The organism is Absiella sp. AM29-15 (assembly GCF_003434225.1).
GTDB classification, from domain to species: domain Bacteria; phylum Bacillota_I; class Bacilli_A; order Erysipelotrichales; family Erysipelotrichaceae; genus Hoskinsella; species Hoskinsella hominis.
In genome coordinates, this window is record NZ_QVFL01000007.1 from 121,553 (window position 1) to 141,157 (window position 19,605).

The window sequence follows — 19,605 nt, forward strand, 5'->3', positions numbered from 1 at the left end:
TCTGACTCAAACACACACATAAATCATAAGAAATTTACAAAATTATGAATTATTTTCAAATAACACTTGCGAAAGGAAATATTTGTGTTATAAATATACTTAACCAACGAGCTGGTAGCTGTTGCGTTATGGTAAAAAAGTTTTAAAGAAAAAGGTAGCCCCACAAGTACAAGGTCATTGCGAAAATCCTTTCATTACACTAATATTACAATTTTCCTTTTCTTGTGTTGCTATAAATCACACAAAGTCTTTTCTCCTGAAATGAATGATGAGCTTTTCAGAAGGAAGGACTTTTTTATTCTTGAATGATGGAAAGATTGCTTGTTTTAAATGCTGGAGTAATGAAACAGGCAAAATATCTGCTTCTTGTGTTTTTATTGTTTATATAATGATATAATATAGAAAATTGAGGGGGAATATATGATGCAATATCTTTTCATTTTATTTTTGTTATTAATAATATTCAAAGCATTTCAACCTAAAATAAAAGGGATGATAGGAGAAAAAAGTGTCGCAAGAAAACTCGAAAAGCTGCCAGAAAACGAGTATGTCATTTTAAATGACATCTTATTAAAAACGGGTAGAGGCACTGCACAGATTGACCATGTTGTTTTATCAGTGTATGGTATTTTTGTAATTGAAACAAAAAACTATAAAGGATGGATAACGGGAAATGAAAAAGGAGAGTATTGGACACAAAATATCTACGGAAATAAGCATCAGTTTAAGAATCCAATACGCCAAAATTATGGACATCAAAAAGCACTGGAAACATTATTTGATGAACCTGTTCGATTCATTCCTATTGTGGCATTTTCAACAGAAGCAGATTTAAAAGTTCATATTGAAAAAGAACATGTGATCTATATTAAGAATATTGTGAAATGTATAAAACAGTTGAGTGTAGATAAATGTTACGATATGGATCAAGTAAGAGTGATGAAACATGTGATTGAGAAAAATCAATTAAAAGAAAAACAGGAACGTAAGGATCATATAACGAATACTAGAAAAAATATTAAACTGACAAATGAAAAAATAAAAGGCAATATTTGCCCTAGATGTGGTGGAACATTAGTTTTACGTAAAGGGAAATACAGCACTTTCTATGGGTGTAGTAATTATCCAAAATGTCGTTATACAATTAATTCTAAAAACTTAAAATAATATAATAAATAGATTAAATGAATTAAGTAGGATTTCCTATAAATCAATGTGATATGTGCTTTATTTCATAATATTAATTAAATATATAAAAAACAGGCAATATAAGATTACCTGTCATTAATAAATAAAAAAGCGTTAGTGTTATCGATCTGGGGGAAGATATACCGGCTTGCCTATATGGGTGGGGGAAGAAAGGGCAAGACGGCTGATAACACTAACGATTATAATATAGCTTATTTAAATTCAAAAATCAATACATTTTTTTGATTTAAACGTTTTTGAACCGTTTGTTGGCAATATATTACTTCAAATCGTCTGCATTTATAAAAACAACGGACTTTTTAACATTGTAAGCGCTACTTTCAGTTTCTACCTGATTACCCTCTTTATTGATTGGTGCATCACTTTTTATCTTATACCAAGTACCCTGATCGTTTTTTATAATATCTAAAACTAACATAGAATAGTTTTTTACCGTTGGTGTTTGATATAATATCGTAGAATTCTTATCTGCTTTTTGATAAACTGGCGCATGATCAACATCTTTGATCAAAATATCAAACTTTGCATCCTTCATTCCCATGGCTTTATCGAATTTTCGATAAAAGGATGCGGCTTTTTCTCCCCAATAAGGATCAGAAGCATAACGAACATTCATACCACTTTCCTTGTCCCCAAGATAAGCGCCACGGTAACGATTTGCCTGTTTACTATCACAAGTCCCACTGCCTTTAAAACCATCGCAGGCATTCAAATAACCCTGATTCAAGAAAACGGAAGCATGTACAAGAATACTTTCCTGAGGATTTGCGTATTTATTAGCACTTTGGCTTGGAGAAGCATCATATGCCGCATGGCCAAATAAATTGTTTTTCGCATAAGCCAGTTCACTTCTTCCATAAGCACTCTCATTAGCGGATAGACCCATCATCATAATCGCATTGGTACTATATCGATTCTGTGCATCCACAAATGCCTTTCCCATATTGAATAAAAGAGATTCCTCATTACCCATAGGATAAGAAGAAGGCTGTGAAGTATAGCCAAGAATACTTGTGATATATTTGTTGATATCCTGTGTGGAATAGTTAGAGATACTACGATGTGATAAAAATTGATAATAATTATAATATGGCTGATCATAATTGACGCTGTTTTTACGGGTGTTATTTTGATAATCATCGCTCATACTGGTAAAAGAAGGATAAAAATAATGTCCATCATAACTGTAATAATACGCATAAGAAGTATCTTGGAATGGCAGTCCGACGTCAAGAGAAAAGGCATAGTTCCCTGATTTCACATCTGTTGTACCTTTATGTAAGAACGTATTGTCTTTTACAACGTAATGACTGACGCTTGCAACTTCTTTTTCATTATAATAGTCTAATAATTCTACATCCTTACGATCTACCCAGCCAACAACACCACTCATCATAAATTTGAATTTTTTACCATCGTTGCTAGTATCAAGATATACAGCATCCGCACCATAACAGCCATTGATATAGCCTTCTTCATCACGATCATCAAATGTATAAGCAGTATTAACCGTACACTGTTTGGTTTTAAAATTAAGCACTCCATAGCGAATAGCGACACGGGTACCATCATCTGTGGTAATTTCCACATTTTCATTTTCCTGATGATCCAGTTTTCGCATATTACTTTTTGCGAGTTTGAAGGAATCATATGTCTGAATTTCTGAAGCTACTCCGTTTTTATCTATGATAACTAAATGGTAATCTGTTTTAGTATCTAAATATAATAAGAACACGATGATCACACCCGCAATTAATAAGCCTGCCGATATAATTTTAAAGTAGGAAACGTGTTTTTTCTTTTTTCTCTTTGTCATAGTCACACCCTTTTCTACATTTTACAATATGCTGAAACAAAAGAAAATAAAACCAAAGAAATTTTAAGAAAATAAAAAGAATTCGCAAATGATAAAATAAAGGCATCAAGTGAAACTATGTGAAAATCGTACTTTGCTTTACCCAATCATAGAAAAGCTTTATAATAAAGAACGTGAAATGAAAGGTGTGATGTGAGTGTTAGATGAAAAAACATTTTATGATTTATCCATGATCAGTTATTTTGATGCATATCAGCCGGGTGTAAGTGTAGATACTTTGATCCAGCAGATTTTAGAGGATACTGTAATGGATGAAGAATATCCAAATGATGTCACATTGCCTTATCATAAAGAAGCACTCGCAAAGATACCCAAAGGGCGCTATAGCGATATTTATGTAAAAGAGTTTGTGGATGATAATGCCAACAGTGGTGTGGTGTTTTATGTATTTACCTGTCCTGAAGGTGAAATATTTGCATTTCGCGGTTCTGAAGCATTAGATGATGTCAATCACAAAACCGGATGGCAGGATTGGACAGATAATTTTCATATGTTCTTAGATGGACCAACGTACCAACAATTAGTATCTTTACATGAACTGCAAAAGCGAAAGATTGATGTTCCATTTTATTTATGTGGACATTCAAAAGGCGGAAATCTTGCGATGTATGTGGCATTAACAATGAATGCTAAACTACTTTCAAAACTGCAACAAGTAGTAAGTTTTAATGCACCGGGAATCACGAAAAGTATTTTGGATGTTTATCAAATGCGGGCTACAGATCCTGAATTTTTGAAGAAAATAACGATATTTGAATGTGAAAATGATTGTATATCGTCATTCTTTGAGAATTTAACAAAACCACATTATATACGCTCCAGCATGCCTTGTAATAACCTGATACAGTTGTATCATAACCATCAGTTATACGCGATGGATTTTGATGATAATCATTATATCCTTGCAGATAAAAAGACTGCCATTCCTAAAATTGTGTATCATTTTGTAAATGATTTCTTCGTGAATTTAAAAGAAGAACGTTTGCATGCCGTTGTATCTACCATGGATGATTACTTCCATAGTGCATTATCTATATCTGAATTGTATAAGGTACTATTGTATCATATATCCTTATATACTAACTTATTTGAGGATATCCCATATGAAGAAATACAGACCATTACGTTCCAGGATTTAATTGAACGAAGAAAGACAAAGAATCTGATTAATAAGGTAAAAGAAAAAGCAGTACAAACGTTAAATGAAGTGAATATTAAAGAAATAACACAAGGAATTATAGATAACTATGAGGTATTGATTGATACTAAAAAATCCCAGATACAAGATCTTGTAAATCGTAACAATGATCGTATTATTTCCGCTATTCGCTCTATAAGAAATGAGGAAGAAAAGGAAGGATAACGATATGCCACATGATGAAATTGTCATGTGGTTTTTGTTAATAAAACATGTGAATTCTTGTTTGAAATATAAAATTGTAAGATGGAAATATTGCAATAAAGCTTGATTCATTGTATTCTAATAGTAGAATATAACAACAATAGAAAGAAGGATCGATATGCCGTTAAAACATGCAATTTTAGGTTTATTGAATTATCATGATATGACTGGTTATGATATTAACCGTTATTTCAAAAGCAGTATTGCTTTCTTCTGGCACGCACAAACATCACAGATCTATAAAGAATTGAATAACTGTTTGAAAGAGAACTGGGTGGAAAATGATATTATATATCAAAGTGATAAGCCGAATAAAAAAGTGTATCATATCACAGAAGAAGGCAGACTGGAGCTTCATAAATGGCTTGCGGATGCTGATTTAAGTGAGGTTATGAAATATAAAAATCCATTATTGATCAAGGTATTTTTCTCCAGTAATATTGATATTGATCAAACAATGCGAATGCTTGAAAAATATAAACAGGAATGTAGTGCCATCATTGATGGGATGAATGAGGATATCGCCAAACTGCCTGAATTTGAGGCATATGCACAGAAAGAAAATGAGTCTTTTTATTGGGGAATGACCATGACATATGGCTTTATGTATTATCAAAATGAAATAAAATGGGCAAATTGGTGTATTGATAAATTAAAAGAAAAGATTTGATACAGCTTTCATTTTTATGGAAAAACAGAAAATTACTTTCATGTAACATAGTATACGTGCTATAATACGGTTATAAAGGTTTCATCAAGGCAAGGAGGAAAGATGAATATGGCTAAACTAGAGATGAAAGATTACTTAGAATGTATCCAAAATAAAAAGCAGGTTGCACATGATAAGCAATGGCTTTACATTGAAGTAAACGCAAAAGACCTTTTGGAGGAATGTGAACCAGGCGTAAAAAATCAGAATGTTTGTTGTAAAGCGATGCTGGATGCAATGCTGGAAGGTGATGGGTTTATCGTAGAACCTAAAAACAAAAGCAAATGTGCTGCCAGCTTAACCATTCGTTATTATGTAGATAATTTAAGTCCGGAACGTAGAAAATATTCTGAAGTAAACAATTAGTATTGATGAGGATCTGTTGGATGCAGGTCCTTTCTGTTTCTCATTGTAAAATGGTAGGAAATAGACTATACTAAACACGATAAACAAAGATAGAAGGGAGGATATATATGAGTTAAAACTAGTAACTTTGCGAAAATCAAAGAAGCAAACATTAAACTGGATGGCATTACAGTGATTGCTGGTGAAAATAATACAGGTAAAAGCACAATAGGAAAAATATTATTTTCTATGTTTAATTCTTTAAAGGATATTGATGGGCGTATAGAAGAACTTCGCAATTCACAAATAGAAATATCAATTCTTGGATGGTGTTTTCAATACAAATTTGAAAAGAAGTACGCAATAACAAGAAAAATACTAAATCAATTAAAACAAGACTATGATATTGTTGAAGTTAGAAATGTTATTAAAAGAACATTGAATATTTATGAAAAAAATAGAAAAGATTTAGATGTTGATGAATTAACAGAAAAAGTTTTTATTCTTTTAAAGGCGCCAAGAGAAAGTGTACGGTTAGAATTGATTCAGCGCTATTTTTATGAAATGTTTCATGGACAAATCAATCCTTTAAATAATAGTGATAGTGAAAGTATTATTTCCCTGTCTATAAAGAACAATCCTATTTGATTAAAATTTATGAAAAATGAATGTGAAGAATATGAAAGAAATTTTGAAATTCAACACAAAGCCATATTTATTGATAATCCATTTATTATGGATGAATTAAATCCATCAAGCAAAATTACATCAACTACTGATAAAATGATTTATGATTTATTGCATATGAAAAGTGAAATAGATGATAATCTGTTTACATCAGTTATGGCAAAAGATAAAGTGAAGAAAATATTTGAAATAATGAATAACGCGATAAATGGAAATGTGATACAAACAAGCGATGGAGAATTTTATTATAAAGATGATGGTGCTTCTGAACCTTTGAATGTTTGTAACCTATCAACCGGATTGAAGTCTTTTGCATTATTGAAATTGTTGCTGGAAAGAGGTTTGTTGGAAAATAGAGATGTTATCATTTTTGATGAACCAGAAATACACTTACATCCACAATGGCAGGTTGTATATGCAGAAACCATTGTGTTATTACAGAAATACTTCGATTTAACAATTGTAGTTACTACCCATAGCCCGTATTTCCTAGATGCCATTTCTTTATTCTCCAAGAAACATGAGATTGACAATAAATGCAATTATTATTTATCAGGGATTGATGAAGATAATGTAAAGATAGAAAACGTGAATGATCATTTGGATCTTATTTATCAGAAAATGGCTAGTCCTTTGGATATTCTGAATACAATTCGTTATGATTTAGAAAATCAGGAGAATTGATAAATGAAAGAAGAAATTATACAGACATTGCCAAGTTCCCTGATTAGACATATGAAAAGCCTTAAAACATTATCCTATGATGATATTCATAAATGCTATCTTACAGATAGTGTTGTTACAGCGATTGATTTACAGTTATATAATCAGGCAAATAAAGAAAAAAAAGCTATTTGCATTAAATAAATTAAAAGGATATATATTAAGAAATACACATACTTATATAAAAGAGCAATTTGATATTTTTGTAAAAAAAGTTGAAGAAAAGGAAGGGTTAAAATGAATAAGATAACAAGTTTTTGTATTGATCACGATAAGTTAGGAAAGGGTTTATATGTTTCACGCATTGACGGGGATGTGATTACATATGATATGCGCATGGTGGTTCCTAATGCAGGAGTTTATTTAGAAAATGCTGGATTACATACATTTGAACATCTATTAGCTACATACGTAAGAAATTCTAAATATAGCGAACAAATCATCTATGTTGGTCCCATGGGATGTCGCACAGGGTTTTATTTTTTAACAAGAGATACGATGAGTAAAGAAGAAACGATAGAACTTCTACAGGAAGCGATGGCTTTTATCTCAGATTTCCATGACGCCATTCCAGGAGCACAGGAAAGTAAAGAATGTGGAAATTATTTAGATCATAATCTTGAACAAGCAAATGCATATGCGAAAGATTATGGGGAAGTGATAAAGCAATGGACAGTGGAAGATATGGTATATCCAGAATAAGTAAAAAATACAGGGTTTTATGATCCTGTTTTTTTCTGATCTTAACTTTGTTTATTTGTTTTAACATTACAAATATTAAAATGCAACATATGATATTAAAATCAAATTATAACTAAAAAGTATTCGATTTACGCAATATCTTCAAAAAAATAGTACTTTATAATATTTTATGAACATAAAAAATAATAAAAATTATATTTTTTGAACATATGATTATATAGTGTGGTATAAGATGGAAGAAGATTTGAAAAAATGGAAAAACGATAAATTTCATAAGCCTCTTATAATATCTGGGGCGCGTCAGACAGGTAAAACATACAGCATTTTAGAATTTGTGAAAAAACAATATGCTTCTTATATCTATATCAATTTTGAGCGAGATTTAGATATAAAATCCATATTTGATCAAATAGCCAGACCAGATGAAATTATAATGTATTTACAAACAAGATTTCCTGAAGTTGATTTTTCATTGGATATCGCAATTGTTCTTGATGAAATACAGGCATGTCCACAGGCACTAACAACGATAAAGTTCCTTGGATCTGAAACACCTCATGATTATATTATAAGTGGTAGCTTATTTGGTATAGCGATTCACCATACATCTTCTTATCCTGTTGGCTATGTGCAATCATTGACTATGAGGCCAATGAATTTCAAAGAATTTTTATATGCGAACCATATAAATGATAAACAAATAGAATATTTAAAAGAGTGTTTTGATCGAGGAAAACCAGTCATGGAAAGCATTCATCAAATTTATATGGATTTGTTTAAAAAATATATCATTTGTGGAGGTATGCCAGAAGTAGTAAAAACTTATTGCGAAACAAAAGATTTCATAAAAGTACAAAATGTTCAACACCAAATTGTGGAAGATTATTATCGTGATATGGCAAAATATGCTGAACATAGTGATAAAATAAAAGTACATGATTGTTTTATATCTATTCCAGAACAGTTATCAAAGGAAAATAAAAAATTTCAATATAAACTTGTACGAGAAGGTGGAAATGCAAAGATATTTGAAAGCAGTCTACAATGGTTATCAGATAGTGGTATTATTCAAAAATGTACAAGATTAAAAGTCATCGATCAGCCGTTGAGGGCATATCGTGAAACTTCAATTTTTAAAGTATATATGGGAGATACAGGTTTATTGGTTTCCATGTTTGGTATCGATAGTGCAAATAAGATTCTTACAGGTAATTTAGGAATCTATAAAGGTGCTATATATGAAAATATAACTGCACAAGTATTAAGTGAACATCATGAATTATATTACTTTGAGCCATCAGCGCATAACGAAATAGACTTTATACTAAACACCAATGATGGTGCAATTCCAATAGAAGTAAAAAGTGCAGAAAATACAAAATCTAAAAGCCTAAAAGCATATATAGAAAAATATCATCCAGTATATGCTTATCGTTTTTCAAGTAATAATGTGAATACACAAGATCCTATCATTAAGAATTATCCATTGTATATGTTAATGTTTATATAAATAGGCTGATAAAAATCAAAATAAACAATTGATTCTTCGTAAAAAAACCGTTACAATAGAAACGAACAGTGGTGTAACCCATACCATCTGTACACTCGCTTTGCATAAAACATAAGAAACTATCGAAGTGAAACAAAGGAACCCGGGGTTCCTTTTTTCTGTGGAAAGAGAGGATTATATATGGAAGAAAATAAAATGGGCGTTATGGAAATTAAAAAATTAATTATGACAATGTCTTTACCAATCATGATTTCTATGTTGGTTCAGGCACTTTACAACATCGTAGACAGTATGTTTGTCGCAAGGGTATCTGATAATGCACTTGCCGCAGTATCTCTGTGTTATCCAATTCAAATGATTATTGTCGCAGTGGCTTGTGGTACGGCTGTTGGATTGAATGCATTACTATCACGTTATTTAGGACAGAAAAAACCAAAAGAGGCTAATCAGGTCGCTTTACATGGTATCCTTTTAGCGATTGTTAACTGGCTGATATTTGCGATCATTGGAATTTTCTTTTCTGAGGCATTCTTAAGATTGTTCTATACAGATCAAGAAATTGTAGCTATGGGCATTAGTTATATGAAGATTTGTACAATCTTTTCCTTTGGTGTCTTTATGCAGATCACCTATGAAAGAATTATGCAATCTACAGGAAATACAGTATACAATATGATTATTCAGGGTGTTGGCGCTTTGGTAAATATTATGCTTGACCCAATCTTTATCTTTGGTATGCTGGGACTTCCTGCAATGGGAGTTACAGGAGCTGCGATTGCGACAGTGATTGGACAGATTGTGGCAATGCTCTTGGGAATTATCATTACACAAACCAAAATCAAAGAGGTACAAATTCATTTACGTGAATTCCATTTGGAATTACGAATGATAAAAGATATGTATCGTATCGCTATACCAGCAATATTAATGCAATCCATTATGAGCTTTATGACAGTATTTATGAATATGATTCTTGTGACATTCAGTGAGCTGGCGGTTTCTGCATTCAGTATTTACTTCAAGCTTCAACAGTTTGTATTTATGGCAGTTAATGGCATGAATAATGCCTTGATTCCAATTATTTCTTACAACTTTGGCGCAAAAAAGAAACAGCGTATTTTAGATTCTATTCACTTTTCTTTAATCGTCGCTTGTGTCATTATGATTGCGGGAACTATCATATTCCAATGTTTCCCACAACAGTTGATGTACCTGTTTGATGCAAACGAAGAGATGATGAATATCGGTGTACCAGCATTAAGAATCATTAGCTTATCCTTTATATTTGCAGGTATATCTTTGGTATTGAGTGCAGTATTCCAATCCGTTGATCATGCGAATAAATCATTGATAATTACATTATTAAGACAAATGGTATTGTTGTTGCCAATTGTCTATCTGTTGGCAAATCAATTTGGATTGAACGCGTTGTGGTGGGCATTTCCTATCACAGAAGCAGCTGTCAGCATACTTGCATACATATATTTAAAGATAGTAAAAGCTAAAACTATTATGAAAATTTCACAAAAAGCATAGGCAAAAATTGAAATGGCCTTTGCTTTTTTTACGTTTTGTACAAAATGAGGAAGTCATTTCCAATTTTATAAAATTATATGTGTTAGAAAGAAAACCTGTGATAAAATACTGAAAAATGGCAAGAAAACCATTTTTTAGGAGGAGAAAATGAAAATTATCAAGAAAGTTGGGATTTGTTTTCTTACGTTATTGATGGCTTTTGGATTAAATTCAGCTATCTTATACGCACAGGAAAACATACAAGATGGACTTAATGTCACCTTGGAAACAGATAAAGATTCCTATGGTGAAACGGATGCAGTGAAAGCAGAAGTTAAAGTTGAAAATCAAAATGATGTGGTGATGAAAAACATCCATATCGAAACGGTTGTACCAGAAGGATTTACGCTTGCAGATACAAGCAAGGCTAGCTTGGATATCGCAGCATTAAATGGGAAGGACAGTGTTTCGCTTTCATCAGAATTTAAAGCTGATGTGAAACAAAATGGTGGAATGATAACACCAGAAGATAACAATCCAAGCAATACGGACAATGGTAATTCTACAATTACGGATACAAATAACAAAAATGAAAATACAACAAAAGTTGATACACCAAAAAATGATGTAGATACAGGTGATCACACCAATATCACGTTCTTATTTTCATTATTGGTCGCAAGTGGATGTATGATGGCTGTTTATGCTGTTAAACATAAGAAAGTGAAAAAGGCAACTACTTTCTTATTATGCTTACTGATGGCAGCAACATTGTTACCTGCTTCTGATATCAAAGCAAATGAGCAGGATACAAAAGGTTTGATCACAGTTGAGAAAACCGTCAAGGTAAATGGAAAAGATGTTACAATAAAATCTCAAGTAACGTATGATAAAAACAATGGTGAAGTTGAAGTCACTTATACCAGAGGAGAATGGATTCAAAAGCTTGTAGATGCAGTCGGTTATCCTGATAACGCATCACAGCGTGATGAAGTATTTAATGATATTGCGAATAGCGAATATAAGGATGCCATTGAAACAGCATTTACATATGGCTTGATTGAAAAAAGTGAAACATTCCAGCCTGAACAACCAGCTACAAGAGAGTTTGCGGCCATTACAGCCGTTCGTGCGTTAGGTTATTTATCAGGTGAAGAAATTAATTGTAAGGATGCATCAGAAATTACATATAAGAAAGAAGTTTTCTTAGCAGTAGATACTGGCTTGATGAATCTTGAACAAAATAACTTTTATCCAAAACGTGCATTAAATGAAAAAGAGGCACAACAGATTATTACTAAAATGATTGAAATTTTTGGTTCAACAGATGCGCAAGGAGATACACCTGAAGGATATGATTTTAAAGATGGTGTAACTACTCTGGATGATTCTATTGAGTATAAAGATGAAAATGGTGTTCTGACTATCAAAAAAACAGATGATGTAAAAGATTTAAAAGAAGGCGCTATTATCGTCATTGGATATGAAAATGCCTATAAGGTGGAAAGTATCAAAGAAAATGGAAACAATTTAGAAATCACATATGAAAAACCTGAATTAAGCGAATTCTTAGATTCAATGAATGTAGGTGGTCAGGCACCATTAGATTTCTCAAGATTTCAACCGGCTGAAGGTGTCCAAGTAAATTACAATAGTGCCGCAAATGGTATTCAGACATATGGCGCAATGGATGATTTCTTTGATGTACCAGAAAATAATGTTGGCATCAATGGTTCTGTACAATTAAGTGGGGAAATAGATTTAGGTGATAACTGGAGTATCGATTATTCATTAGAAACTTCCATGCCAACAGTAGGATATAAATTTGATGTTGATTTTGATAACTTCAAACCAAATGTAAAAAATGCATATATCAAAGTACAAGAATCAACGGATTTAAATGTAGGCTTTGGAAAGGGTACAGAAATAACTGGACCAGACAGTTTTATTTGTGAAAACAAAATAGAAAAACGAATTAAATTAGGTGAAGTTCCAGTTGTAGGTGTATATGGCGTAGGCATCATTGTAGAAGTAAATCTTGTAATGAGTGCAGAAGGCAAATTTGAAGTTGAATATAACTCATCAGGAACATTTGGTGTACAGGTACTTAATAACAAGCCAAGAAATATTTCCGCAATACAAAATTCTATCTCTGCAGGATTATCTGGTTCCGTTACAGTAGGACCTCAGATAGAGCTTGGCGCACAATTATTTGGATGTAATTTAATCAGTTTCTCTGCAGAAGCTGGTGGAAAAGCCAGTGGCTACATAAAAGCTAGATCAACAGGTCTAGTGTGTGCAGATGTAACTTTATGTTTATATGCAGAATTAAATGCATTTGAATATTCAGTTCTTGATGATTGGCTGGATATTGGTATGACATTCACAATTTGGGATGAAAATAACAGTCCATTAAAGATATCAAAACATTATGAAAATATGCAGGCTGTTCCTGAATGCACATATGAAAATGGTGGTACTATAGAAGGCAGCGTCGCAGATGCAGATGTTCATACCCAATATATTAAAAATGCGAATATTGAAATTATTAATAGCGAAAATATGAAAACAGCAGCTACTGTCAAAACAGATGCGAATGGTAAATATACAGCCACTGTACCAGGTGGAACCTATATCGTGAAGATTTCAAAAGATGGATATATTCCATTTGAAAGTTTAGAAACTGTTATGGATAAAAATAAGATTTATCTGGAAACGTATTTAATGGTAAATGGTGATGAACAAGAGATTGGTACTATTGGTGGTCATGTAACAAATTCAGTTACAGGCAGCGCAATTCCGAATACGAAATTGACGATTAGAAAAGGCTGGAATCATACGACTGGAGATGTAGTAAAAACAGTAATGACAGATCCATTTGGTGGTTATAAAGTCGATTTACCATTAGGCAACTATACAGTTTTAATGGAAAATTCAGGTTATGTCACAAACCATATCAATATCGCAGTCACAAAAGGTATACATATGGATAAACATGGTACTTTAGTACCTGATGAAAATAGCGAGATACCAACAGGTGACTTACGAATTGTGTTGACTTGGGGAAAGGAACCAAGCGATTTAGATTCTCATTTAATAGGACCAAAAGCAGCTGGTGATGGTAATTTCCATATCTATTTCCATAATAAAGCATATAAAAATAATGGTGTGATAAATTCTTTCTTAGACCTAGATGATGTGGATGGATCTGGACCTGAAACAACTACGATTTATAAAATGAATCAGAATGGTAAATACAGTTTCTATGTACATAACTATTCAAATTCATATGAACATAATTCTAGTGCAATGGCAAGTTCAGGAGCACAGGTAAAAGTTTATGCTGGACAAACATTAATTGCGACATACAATGTACCAAACAGAAGTGGAACTTTATGGCATGTGTTTGATTTTGATGCTAAAACCAAGAAACTGATTCCAATCAACACCATGTCTTATCAAGAAAACGCGTATGATGTTGGTACAGAATCTAGCATTAGCACATTCAGCCTTGAAGATAAAACAGAGTTAAAAGATTATGAAAAAGCAGATATTCAGAAAGAAGAAACAAACTCTGACAGTGAACCAGTTGAACCTGTAAAAGAAACAGAAACACCTGTAAATGATGCTCCTGTACAGGAAGATAAAACGGTTGTAGAAAATCAAGAAGAAATAAAAACAAATGCTTCTGATGATTTAGAAAACAGTGAAGTGATAGATAAACCACTAGATGGTGCTGTGGCAAGTGAAGTAAATGAATGAGGATCAATTAATCGAAAGATGGTTTAAAATCCGTAGAAAAGATTTGCTTCAGATAGGCATCTTAATGGTCATCATTGATGTGATTGTTATTTGGGTATTATTTCTGATGCCTGGAAGTCTGGAAGGAGAATCAATATCATCTATCATATTTGGCATCATATGTATGGTAATTTTCATTTTATTAACGATACATTGCTTTGTAAGATGGTTTAAAAGTTTTTCTTGGAAAGTGAATGAAAAGACATATGGTGTTGTTATAGAAAAGAAACGTCATACAGACCATAGAGCCACAAAAGGAAAAAACGCCAGAGGATACTATGTTGATATTATCCGTAATGGTGAAACGATAGAGGCAAAGTGTGATGTATCCATGTATTCAAAAATGAATGTACAGGATGAAGTACTATTAATTCAAGTTGAAAAATATCCTGTTTATGCCTTAAAATAAATAAAAACATGTTAAGGAAAAAGATTAAAAAATTTTCCTATAACATGTTTTTTTTCATAACTTAGAGGACTTTTACTAAAATGTAGTTATAAAAAAATGTGAAAAATATTGTTGACAACGCTTACAGCCAATGCTAATATAAATGTGCAAATAGAAAAAGGCTTGTTACTCTTCGGGAGGCATTACCTAAAAAGCAGAAATAGTTCTGTTTTTTGTGTAATCAACTGAAGAGTTTTTTATTTGTGGAAAGGATGAAGATGATGTTTCAAATATTCAAAAAGAAAGAACCAGTAGTACTATATGCCCCAGTGACAGGCACAAGTGTTGCTTTAGAAAATGTTCCAGATCAAGTGTTTGCCCAAAAAATGATGGGTGATGGTATCGCTTTTATGCCAGAAACGGATACAATTTGTGCACCTTGTAATGGAAAAATTACTATGGTCGCACATACATTGCATGCTGTGGGTATCACCGCAGATAATGGTGCAGAAATTTTAATCCATATCGGTTTAGATACAGTAAGTTTAAATGGCAAAGGATTTACAGCACTAGTAAATGTTGGAGATAAGGTTAAGAAAGGAACGCCACTGATACAGATAGATATGGCGTTTATGAAAGAACAGCAGATGGTATTAACAACGCCAATGGTTGTAACAAATACAAGTGACTTTTCCATGGTTATCGAAGAAGCAGGAAGTCATGTTATAATGGGGGAGAACAAGGTTATTACATTTCAATAAATAAAAGAAGGGAGAATCAATCATGAAGGTTATTAAGAAAATCAATAACAATGTTGCTGTTTGTCTGGATAATGATGGTCATGAATTGATTGCTTTCGGAAAAGGAATTGGGTTTCCTAAAACCCCATATGCACTTACAGATTTGAGTAAAATCTGGCGTACTTATTATGGTATTAATCCCAGTTATTTAGGACTGTTAAATGATATACCAGAAGAGGTATTCAATTTAAGTATTAAAATTGTAGATTTTGCAAAGATGAAAATAGAAAATCAAATTAATTCTAATATCGTATTTACTTTAGCTGATCATATCAATTTCGCGATAGAACGATTTAAGAAAAATCTTGATATAAGAATGCCGTTTGTATATGATATACAGCACTTATATGAGTCGGAGATGCAAATTGGACTATTTGCGATTAAATTAATAAATAAAAGCATGAATGTTTATCTAACAAAGGATGAGGCGGTTAGTATTGCATTGCATTTTATAAATGCTGAGAATATGCAAAGAAATGCTAATGATGAATCAGATGAAAATAAAGTGATTTGTGATATCACAAATTTGATTGAAAAAGATTTTGAAATGAGTGTAAATCGAGAAGGATTTAATTATTCTAGATTTGTGACGCATCTTCAATACCTTATGAAACGACAGGAAACTAATATATCAATTACAAGTGAAAATAAAAAATTATTTGACTCGATGAAAGCCGAATATAACAAAACGTATCAATGTGTTAGTCATATTCAAACATATCTAAAAGATCATTTAGAATGGAATCCGAGTGAAGAAGAATTATTATATTTAATGCTGCACATCAATCGATTATGCAGTAGGGAGGATTGTAACCGGTAAAGCGGGCATTACCTCAGTATATAACAATAGCAATTTGCTTTTTGTTATGTGCTGGGGTTTTTCTATATAAAGGAGGAAAAATTTTATGGCAGTTAAATCAAATATTGTGTATTTTGTAGCTGATCAGCTTCGAGCAGATGCTTTAGCTCATTTAGGAAATCAAGCTTCGATTACTCCTAATCTAGATCAATTAAGTCAAGAGGGGATATCATTTTCACATGCGTATTGTCAAAATCCAGTTTGTGTACCTTCTCGTATAAGTTTTTTATCGGGATTATATCCTCATACAACTGGACACAGAACAATTCATTATCTTCAAAATGAAGGAGAACCTAATATCCTGAGGACTATGAAAAATAATGGATATGAAGTTATCTGGATAGGAAGAAACGATGTGATTCCAGGGAATAGAACAAAAGAAGAATTTTGTGATCGATATTATCGGCCATTTGGATCAGGTGATTCAAAAGATATAAAAGGTGGAGAGTTTATTGCTTTACAAGATATGATGAAGAAGAATAAAAAAGAATCACAATTAAAGCCAGATGAACCAGGTTATTATTCCTTTTATGTAGGGAAAATAGATTTAGATGATGTCAATGATAAGACTGTTTTTGCTAAATATGATTGGAGTTGCATTGAGCAGGCTTTAGCTTATATAGAAGAAAAAAGTAAAGAAAAGAATCACAAGCCCTTTTTCTTATACATAACACTTATGTATCCACATCCAGAATATATGTGTGAGGAACCATGGTTTTCAAGTATTGATCGTAAAAAAGTCGCAAAAAGAAGACCAAGCGCTATTACGCTTGAAGGAAAACCTAGTATGTTAAAGGAAATAGCTAAAAAACAGAATTTATCCAATTGGGGTGAAGAAAACTTTCAAGAAATGCGGGCAACTTATCTGGCGATGGTATCTAGATTTGATCATCATTATGGAATGGTACGAGATAAGTTAAAAGAGTGTAATTTATATGATGATACAAATATCTTTGTTTTCTCAGATCATGGAGATTATACAGGTGATTATGATATTGCAGAAAAAGTTCAGAACTGTTTCGATGATCCAGTTGTAAATGTTCCATTATTAATAAAACCAGCAAAGCAATATCATGTAATTCCACGTGTTTCAAATGCACTTGTAGAACTTGTAGATATTACTGCAACAATTGAAGAAATGTCAGGTATTCAAACAGAATATGTTAATTTTGGAAAGTCACTTGTGCATTTATTTGATAAAGAAGAACAACATCGAGAAGCAGTTTTTAGTGAGGGTGGAAGGATTCATGGAGAAACATGGGCGATGGAATTAGGACATGGGCCATCTTCACAATATTGGCCAAGGTTGTCATCTCAAGCTTCAGAAGGACCAGAACATACCAAAGCAATTATGTGTCGGATGGACAAATGGAAGTATGTATATCGTTTATATGAAAATGATGAATTATATGATTTAGAAAATGATCCACAAGAATTAAACAATTTAATAATGCATTCAGAGTATCAAGAAATTATAAAAAATATGAAGTTAAAGATATTAGATTGGATGGTAGAAACAGGAGATATAGTTCCTGACAGAAAGGATATACGTTAAATGTAGTTTCTACAAAAAAAATAAATATTTAGGGCCCAATATTTATTTTTGAAGAACGTGAGAGGAGAAATCAAAATGAAAAGAAATAAAGAAATTGCAAAGGCAATATTAGAAAATGTTGGTGGCAAAGACAATATAACAAATTGTTTTCACTGCATAACTAGATTACGTTTAGAGTTTAAAGATAAAAGCTTAATAAAGAAAGAAAGTATTGAAGCAATTGATGGAGTTATTGCTTTAAAAATACAGGGTGAACAATATCAAATTGTTATTGGACAGAATGTAGGAGAAGTTTATCGCGAATTTTGTGATTTAACAGGATTTGAGGTAAAAGCCGCAATTAACGAAAACCTTGATGAGAAAAAAACTATTTCATTAAAAGGGATTGGCAATGGTATAGTTCAAGCTGTAGTTAATTCTATGGTGCCAGCTTTACCTATTTTGATAGGTGCTGGTATGTTTAAAGTTATAGCATTGCTCTTACTTCAATTTCACATTTTAGACGCAACTAATTCAACTTATCTTGTCATACAGAATATAGGAGAAGCTGGATTTTATTTCTTACCGATTTATGTGGGTATAAATGCTTCTAAGCATTTTAAAACAAGTTTACCATTGGCGACATTGCTATGTGCCTTTCTTTTACTTCCTGCATTTACAACAGGATTAACAGAAGGGACTATTACAACAATATTTGGGTTACCTATTACTGCTACATCTTATGCAAGTAGCGTTTTGCCTGCTATTTTAATCACATGGATTTTATCTTATGTACATAAGTTCTTTACAAAATATGTTCCACAGATATTATCCTCTGTTCTTGTACCAACTCTAACTTTATTAGTGATGGCACCATTAGCAATTTGTGTTTTAGGGCCTTTAGGAACAGTTTTAGGTAAATATCTTGCAGATGGTTTGATGTGGATTTATAACACTTTAGGATTTGTTGGTATGGCGGTAATGGGTGCTTTACGTCCATTATTAATTTTTACTGGAATGCATACAGCCTTAATTCCTTTTGCTTTAACAAGTTTTGCAGAAAATGGATATGAAACATTCTTCTTTGTTACTGGTATTGGTTATGTATTTGGTTCAGCAGCATCCTGCCTTGCTGTTTCTTTGAAATCAAAAAAAGTAGATACAAAAGCAACTGCTATGACATGTGCCACTACAGCTTTAGTTGGTGGTATTACTGAGCCTGCATTATATGGAGTCTTAATGAAATTAAAAAGACCATTAATTGCCACAATGATTGGAAATGCAGTAGCTAGTGCTTATTTTGGTATTACACATACATTTATTTATGCAATGCCTGGTTCAACAGGATTATTTGTATTACCTACATTGATTGGACCTACAGGTGCTAATTTAGTAAATGGAATCATAGGATTAGTTATTTCTATGGTAATTTCATTTATAATGACGTGGATTTTAGGATTCAAAGAAGACTAAATGAAAAATATTTATACACAGTATAACATTTTAATTTCTTAAAAAATAAGAAGTAAAAGCTAGCGGAATAAA

General features: G+C 32.2%; 16 protein-coding genes and 1 pseudogene. 16 read left to right on the forward strand and 1 reads right to left on the reverse strand.

Going from position 1 to position 19,605, the window contains the following annotated elements; all coding sequences use genetic code 11:
* Positions 1-420: 420 nt before the first annotated feature.
* On the forward strand, positions 421-1,167 hold the full coding sequence (locus DW761_RS21840; RefSeq protein ID WP_117517715.1) for an NERD domain-containing protein: 747 nt from the start codon (positions 421-423) through the stop codon (positions 1,165-1,167).
* 301 nt (positions 1,168-1,468) lie between these two features.
* On the opposite strand, the gene DW761_RS09060 is transcribed toward DW761_RS21840, so the two are convergent.
* A complete protein-coding gene (locus DW761_RS09060) occupies positions 1,469-3,025 on the reverse strand; it encodes a glucosaminidase domain-containing protein (protein WP_117517717.1) in 1,557 nt (518 codons plus the stop codon).
* Positions 3,026-3,221: 196 nt separating this feature from the next.
* Here DW761_RS09060 and DW761_RS09065 point away from each other — a divergent pair, with 196 nt between their 5' ends.
* The 15 genes and pseudogenes from DW761_RS09065 (at position 3,222) to DW761_RS09135 (ending at position 19,533) form a co-directional block, all read left to right on the forward strand.
* Positions 3,222-4,448: an Mbeg1-like protein gene (locus DW761_RS09065; protein WP_117517719.1), complete on the forward strand. Its 1,227-nt coding sequence runs from the start codon at positions 3,222-3,224 to the stop codon at positions 4,446-4,448.
* Between the two features lie 157 nt (positions 4,449-4,605).
* The gene (locus DW761_RS09070) at positions 4,606-5,157 is read left to right on the forward strand and encodes a PadR family transcriptional regulator (protein ID WP_117454492.1); all 552 of its coding nucleotides are present in this window, start codon (positions 4,606-4,608) and stop codon (positions 5,155-5,157) included.
* A gap of 108 nt (positions 5,158-5,265) precedes the next feature.
* Positions 5,266-5,562: a hypothetical protein gene (locus tag DW761_RS09075; RefSeq protein ID WP_117454555.1), complete on the forward strand. Its 297-nt coding sequence runs from the start codon at positions 5,266-5,268 to the stop codon at positions 5,560-5,562.
* A 132-nt stretch (positions 5,563-5,694) separates the two neighbouring features.
* Positions 5,695-6,189, forward strand: a pseudogene (locus DW761_RS09080) (hypothetical protein); the annotation flags it as partial.
* Between the two features lie 9 nt (positions 6,190-6,198).
* Complete coding sequence (locus DW761_RS09085; protein ID WP_117517723.1) at positions 6,199-6,912, forward strand: AAA family ATPase; 714 nt, start codon at positions 6,199-6,201, stop codon at positions 6,910-6,912.
* 3 nt (positions 6,913-6,915) lie between these two features.
* The gene (locus DW761_RS09090; protein ID WP_117517725.1) at positions 6,916-7,095 is read left to right on the forward strand and encodes a hypothetical protein; all 180 of its coding nucleotides are present in this window, start codon (positions 6,916-6,918) and stop codon (positions 7,093-7,095) included.
* A gap of 93 nt (positions 7,096-7,188) precedes the next feature.
* Positions 7,189-7,653 (forward strand): S-ribosylhomocysteine lyase, encoded by a 465-nt coding sequence (locus tag DW761_RS09095; protein WP_117517727.1) that lies wholly within the window; start codon positions 7,189-7,191, stop codon positions 7,651-7,653.
* A 232-nt stretch (positions 7,654-7,885) separates the two neighbouring features.
* Complete coding sequence (locus tag DW761_RS09100; protein WP_117517729.1) at positions 7,886-9,163, forward strand: ATP-binding protein; 1,278 nt, start codon at positions 7,886-7,888, stop codon at positions 9,161-9,163.
* A gap of 180 nt (positions 9,164-9,343) precedes the next feature.
* On the forward strand, positions 9,344-10,699 hold the full coding sequence (locus tag DW761_RS09105) for an MATE family efflux transporter (RefSeq protein ID WP_117517731.1): 1,356 nt from the start codon (positions 9,344-9,346) through the stop codon (positions 10,697-10,699).
* A gap of 147 nt (positions 10,700-10,846) precedes the next feature.
* Positions 10,847-14,440, forward strand: a complete 3,594-nt coding sequence (locus DW761_RS09110) for a carboxypeptidase regulatory-like domain-containing protein (protein ID WP_117517733.1) — start codon at positions 10,847-10,849, stop codon at positions 14,438-14,440.
* Positions 14,433-14,888 carry a hypothetical protein gene (locus DW761_RS09115; protein WP_117517735.1) on the forward strand — a complete coding sequence of 152 codons (456 nt, stop codon included), beginning with the start codon at positions 14,433-14,435 and terminating at the stop codon, positions 14,886-14,888. Before DW761_RS09110 ends, DW761_RS09115 begins: the two co-directional genes overlap by 8 nt.
* A gap of 260 nt (positions 14,889-15,148) precedes the next feature.
* Positions 15,149-15,628 (forward strand): PTS sugar transporter subunit IIA, encoded by a 480-nt coding sequence (locus DW761_RS09120; protein ID WP_117517737.1) that lies wholly within the window; start codon positions 15,149-15,151, stop codon positions 15,626-15,628.
* A 22-nt stretch (positions 15,629-15,650) separates the two neighbouring features.
* A complete protein-coding gene (locus DW761_RS09125; protein ID WP_117517739.1) occupies positions 15,651-16,487 on the forward strand; it encodes a PRD domain-containing protein in 837 nt (278 codons plus the stop codon).
* A gap of 85 nt (positions 16,488-16,572) precedes the next feature.
* Positions 16,573-18,081, forward strand: a complete 1,509-nt coding sequence (locus DW761_RS09130) for a sulfatase-like hydrolase/transferase (RefSeq protein ID WP_117517741.1) — start codon at positions 16,573-16,575, stop codon at positions 18,079-18,081.
* A 75-nt stretch (positions 18,082-18,156) separates the two neighbouring features.
* Positions 18,157-19,533, forward strand: coding sequence for a PTS transporter subunit EIIC (locus DW761_RS09135; RefSeq protein WP_117454502.1), 1,377 nt, complete (start codon positions 18,157-18,159; stop codon positions 19,531-19,533).
* The last annotated feature ends 72 nt before the right edge of the window (positions 19,534-19,605 follow it).

Excerpts from the sequence above, each read along its gene's own strand:
- DW761_RS21840 (WP_117517715.1), top strand. The coding sequence starts at position 421 with ATGATGCAATATCTTTTCATTTTATTTTTGTTATTAATAATATTCAAA.
- DW761_RS09060 (WP_117517717.1), bottom strand. The coding sequence starts at position 3,025 with ATGACAAAGAGAAAAAAGAAAAAACACGTTTCCTACTTTAAAATTATA.
- DW761_RS09070 (WP_117454492.1), top strand. The coding sequence starts at position 4,606 with ATGCCGTTAAAACATGCAATTTTAGGTTTATTGAATTATCATGATATG.
- DW761_RS09075 (WP_117454555.1), top strand. The coding sequence starts at position 5,266 with ATGGCTAAACTAGAGATGAAAGATTACTTAGAATGTATCCAAAATAAA.
- DW761_RS09085 (WP_117517723.1), top strand. The coding sequence starts at position 6,199 with ATGAAAAATGAATGTGAAGAATATGAAAGAAATTTTGAAATTCAACAC.
- DW761_RS09090 (WP_117517725.1), top strand. The coding sequence starts at position 6,916 with ATGAAAGAAGAAATTATACAGACATTGCCAAGTTCCCTGATTAGACAT.
- DW761_RS09095 (WP_117517727.1), top strand. The coding sequence starts at position 7,189 with ATGAATAAGATAACAAGTTTTTGTATTGATCACGATAAGTTAGGAAAG.
- DW761_RS09100 (WP_117517729.1), top strand. The coding sequence starts at position 7,886 with ATGGAAGAAGATTTGAAAAAATGGAAAAACGATAAATTTCATAAGCCT.
- DW761_RS09105 (WP_117517731.1), top strand. The coding sequence starts at position 9,344 with ATGGAAGAAAATAAAATGGGCGTTATGGAAATTAAAAAATTAATTATG.
- DW761_RS09110 (WP_117517733.1), top strand. The coding sequence starts at position 10,847 with ATGAAAATTATCAAGAAAGTTGGGATTTGTTTTCTTACGTTATTGATG.
- DW761_RS09115 (WP_117517735.1), top strand. The coding sequence starts at position 14,433 with ATGAATGAGGATCAATTAATCGAAAGATGGTTTAAAATCCGTAGAAAA.
- DW761_RS09120 (WP_117517737.1), top strand. The coding sequence starts at position 15,149 with ATGTTTCAAATATTCAAAAAGAAAGAACCAGTAGTACTATATGCCCCA.
- DW761_RS09125 (WP_117517739.1), top strand. The coding sequence starts at position 15,651 with ATGAAGGTTATTAAGAAAATCAATAACAATGTTGCTGTTTGTCTGGAT.
- DW761_RS09130 (WP_117517741.1), top strand. The coding sequence starts at position 16,573 with ATGGCAGTTAAATCAAATATTGTGTATTTTGTAGCTGATCAGCTTCGA.
- DW761_RS09135 (WP_117454502.1), top strand. The coding sequence starts at position 18,157 with ATGAAAAGAAATAAAGAAATTGCAAAGGCAATATTAGAAAATGTTGGT.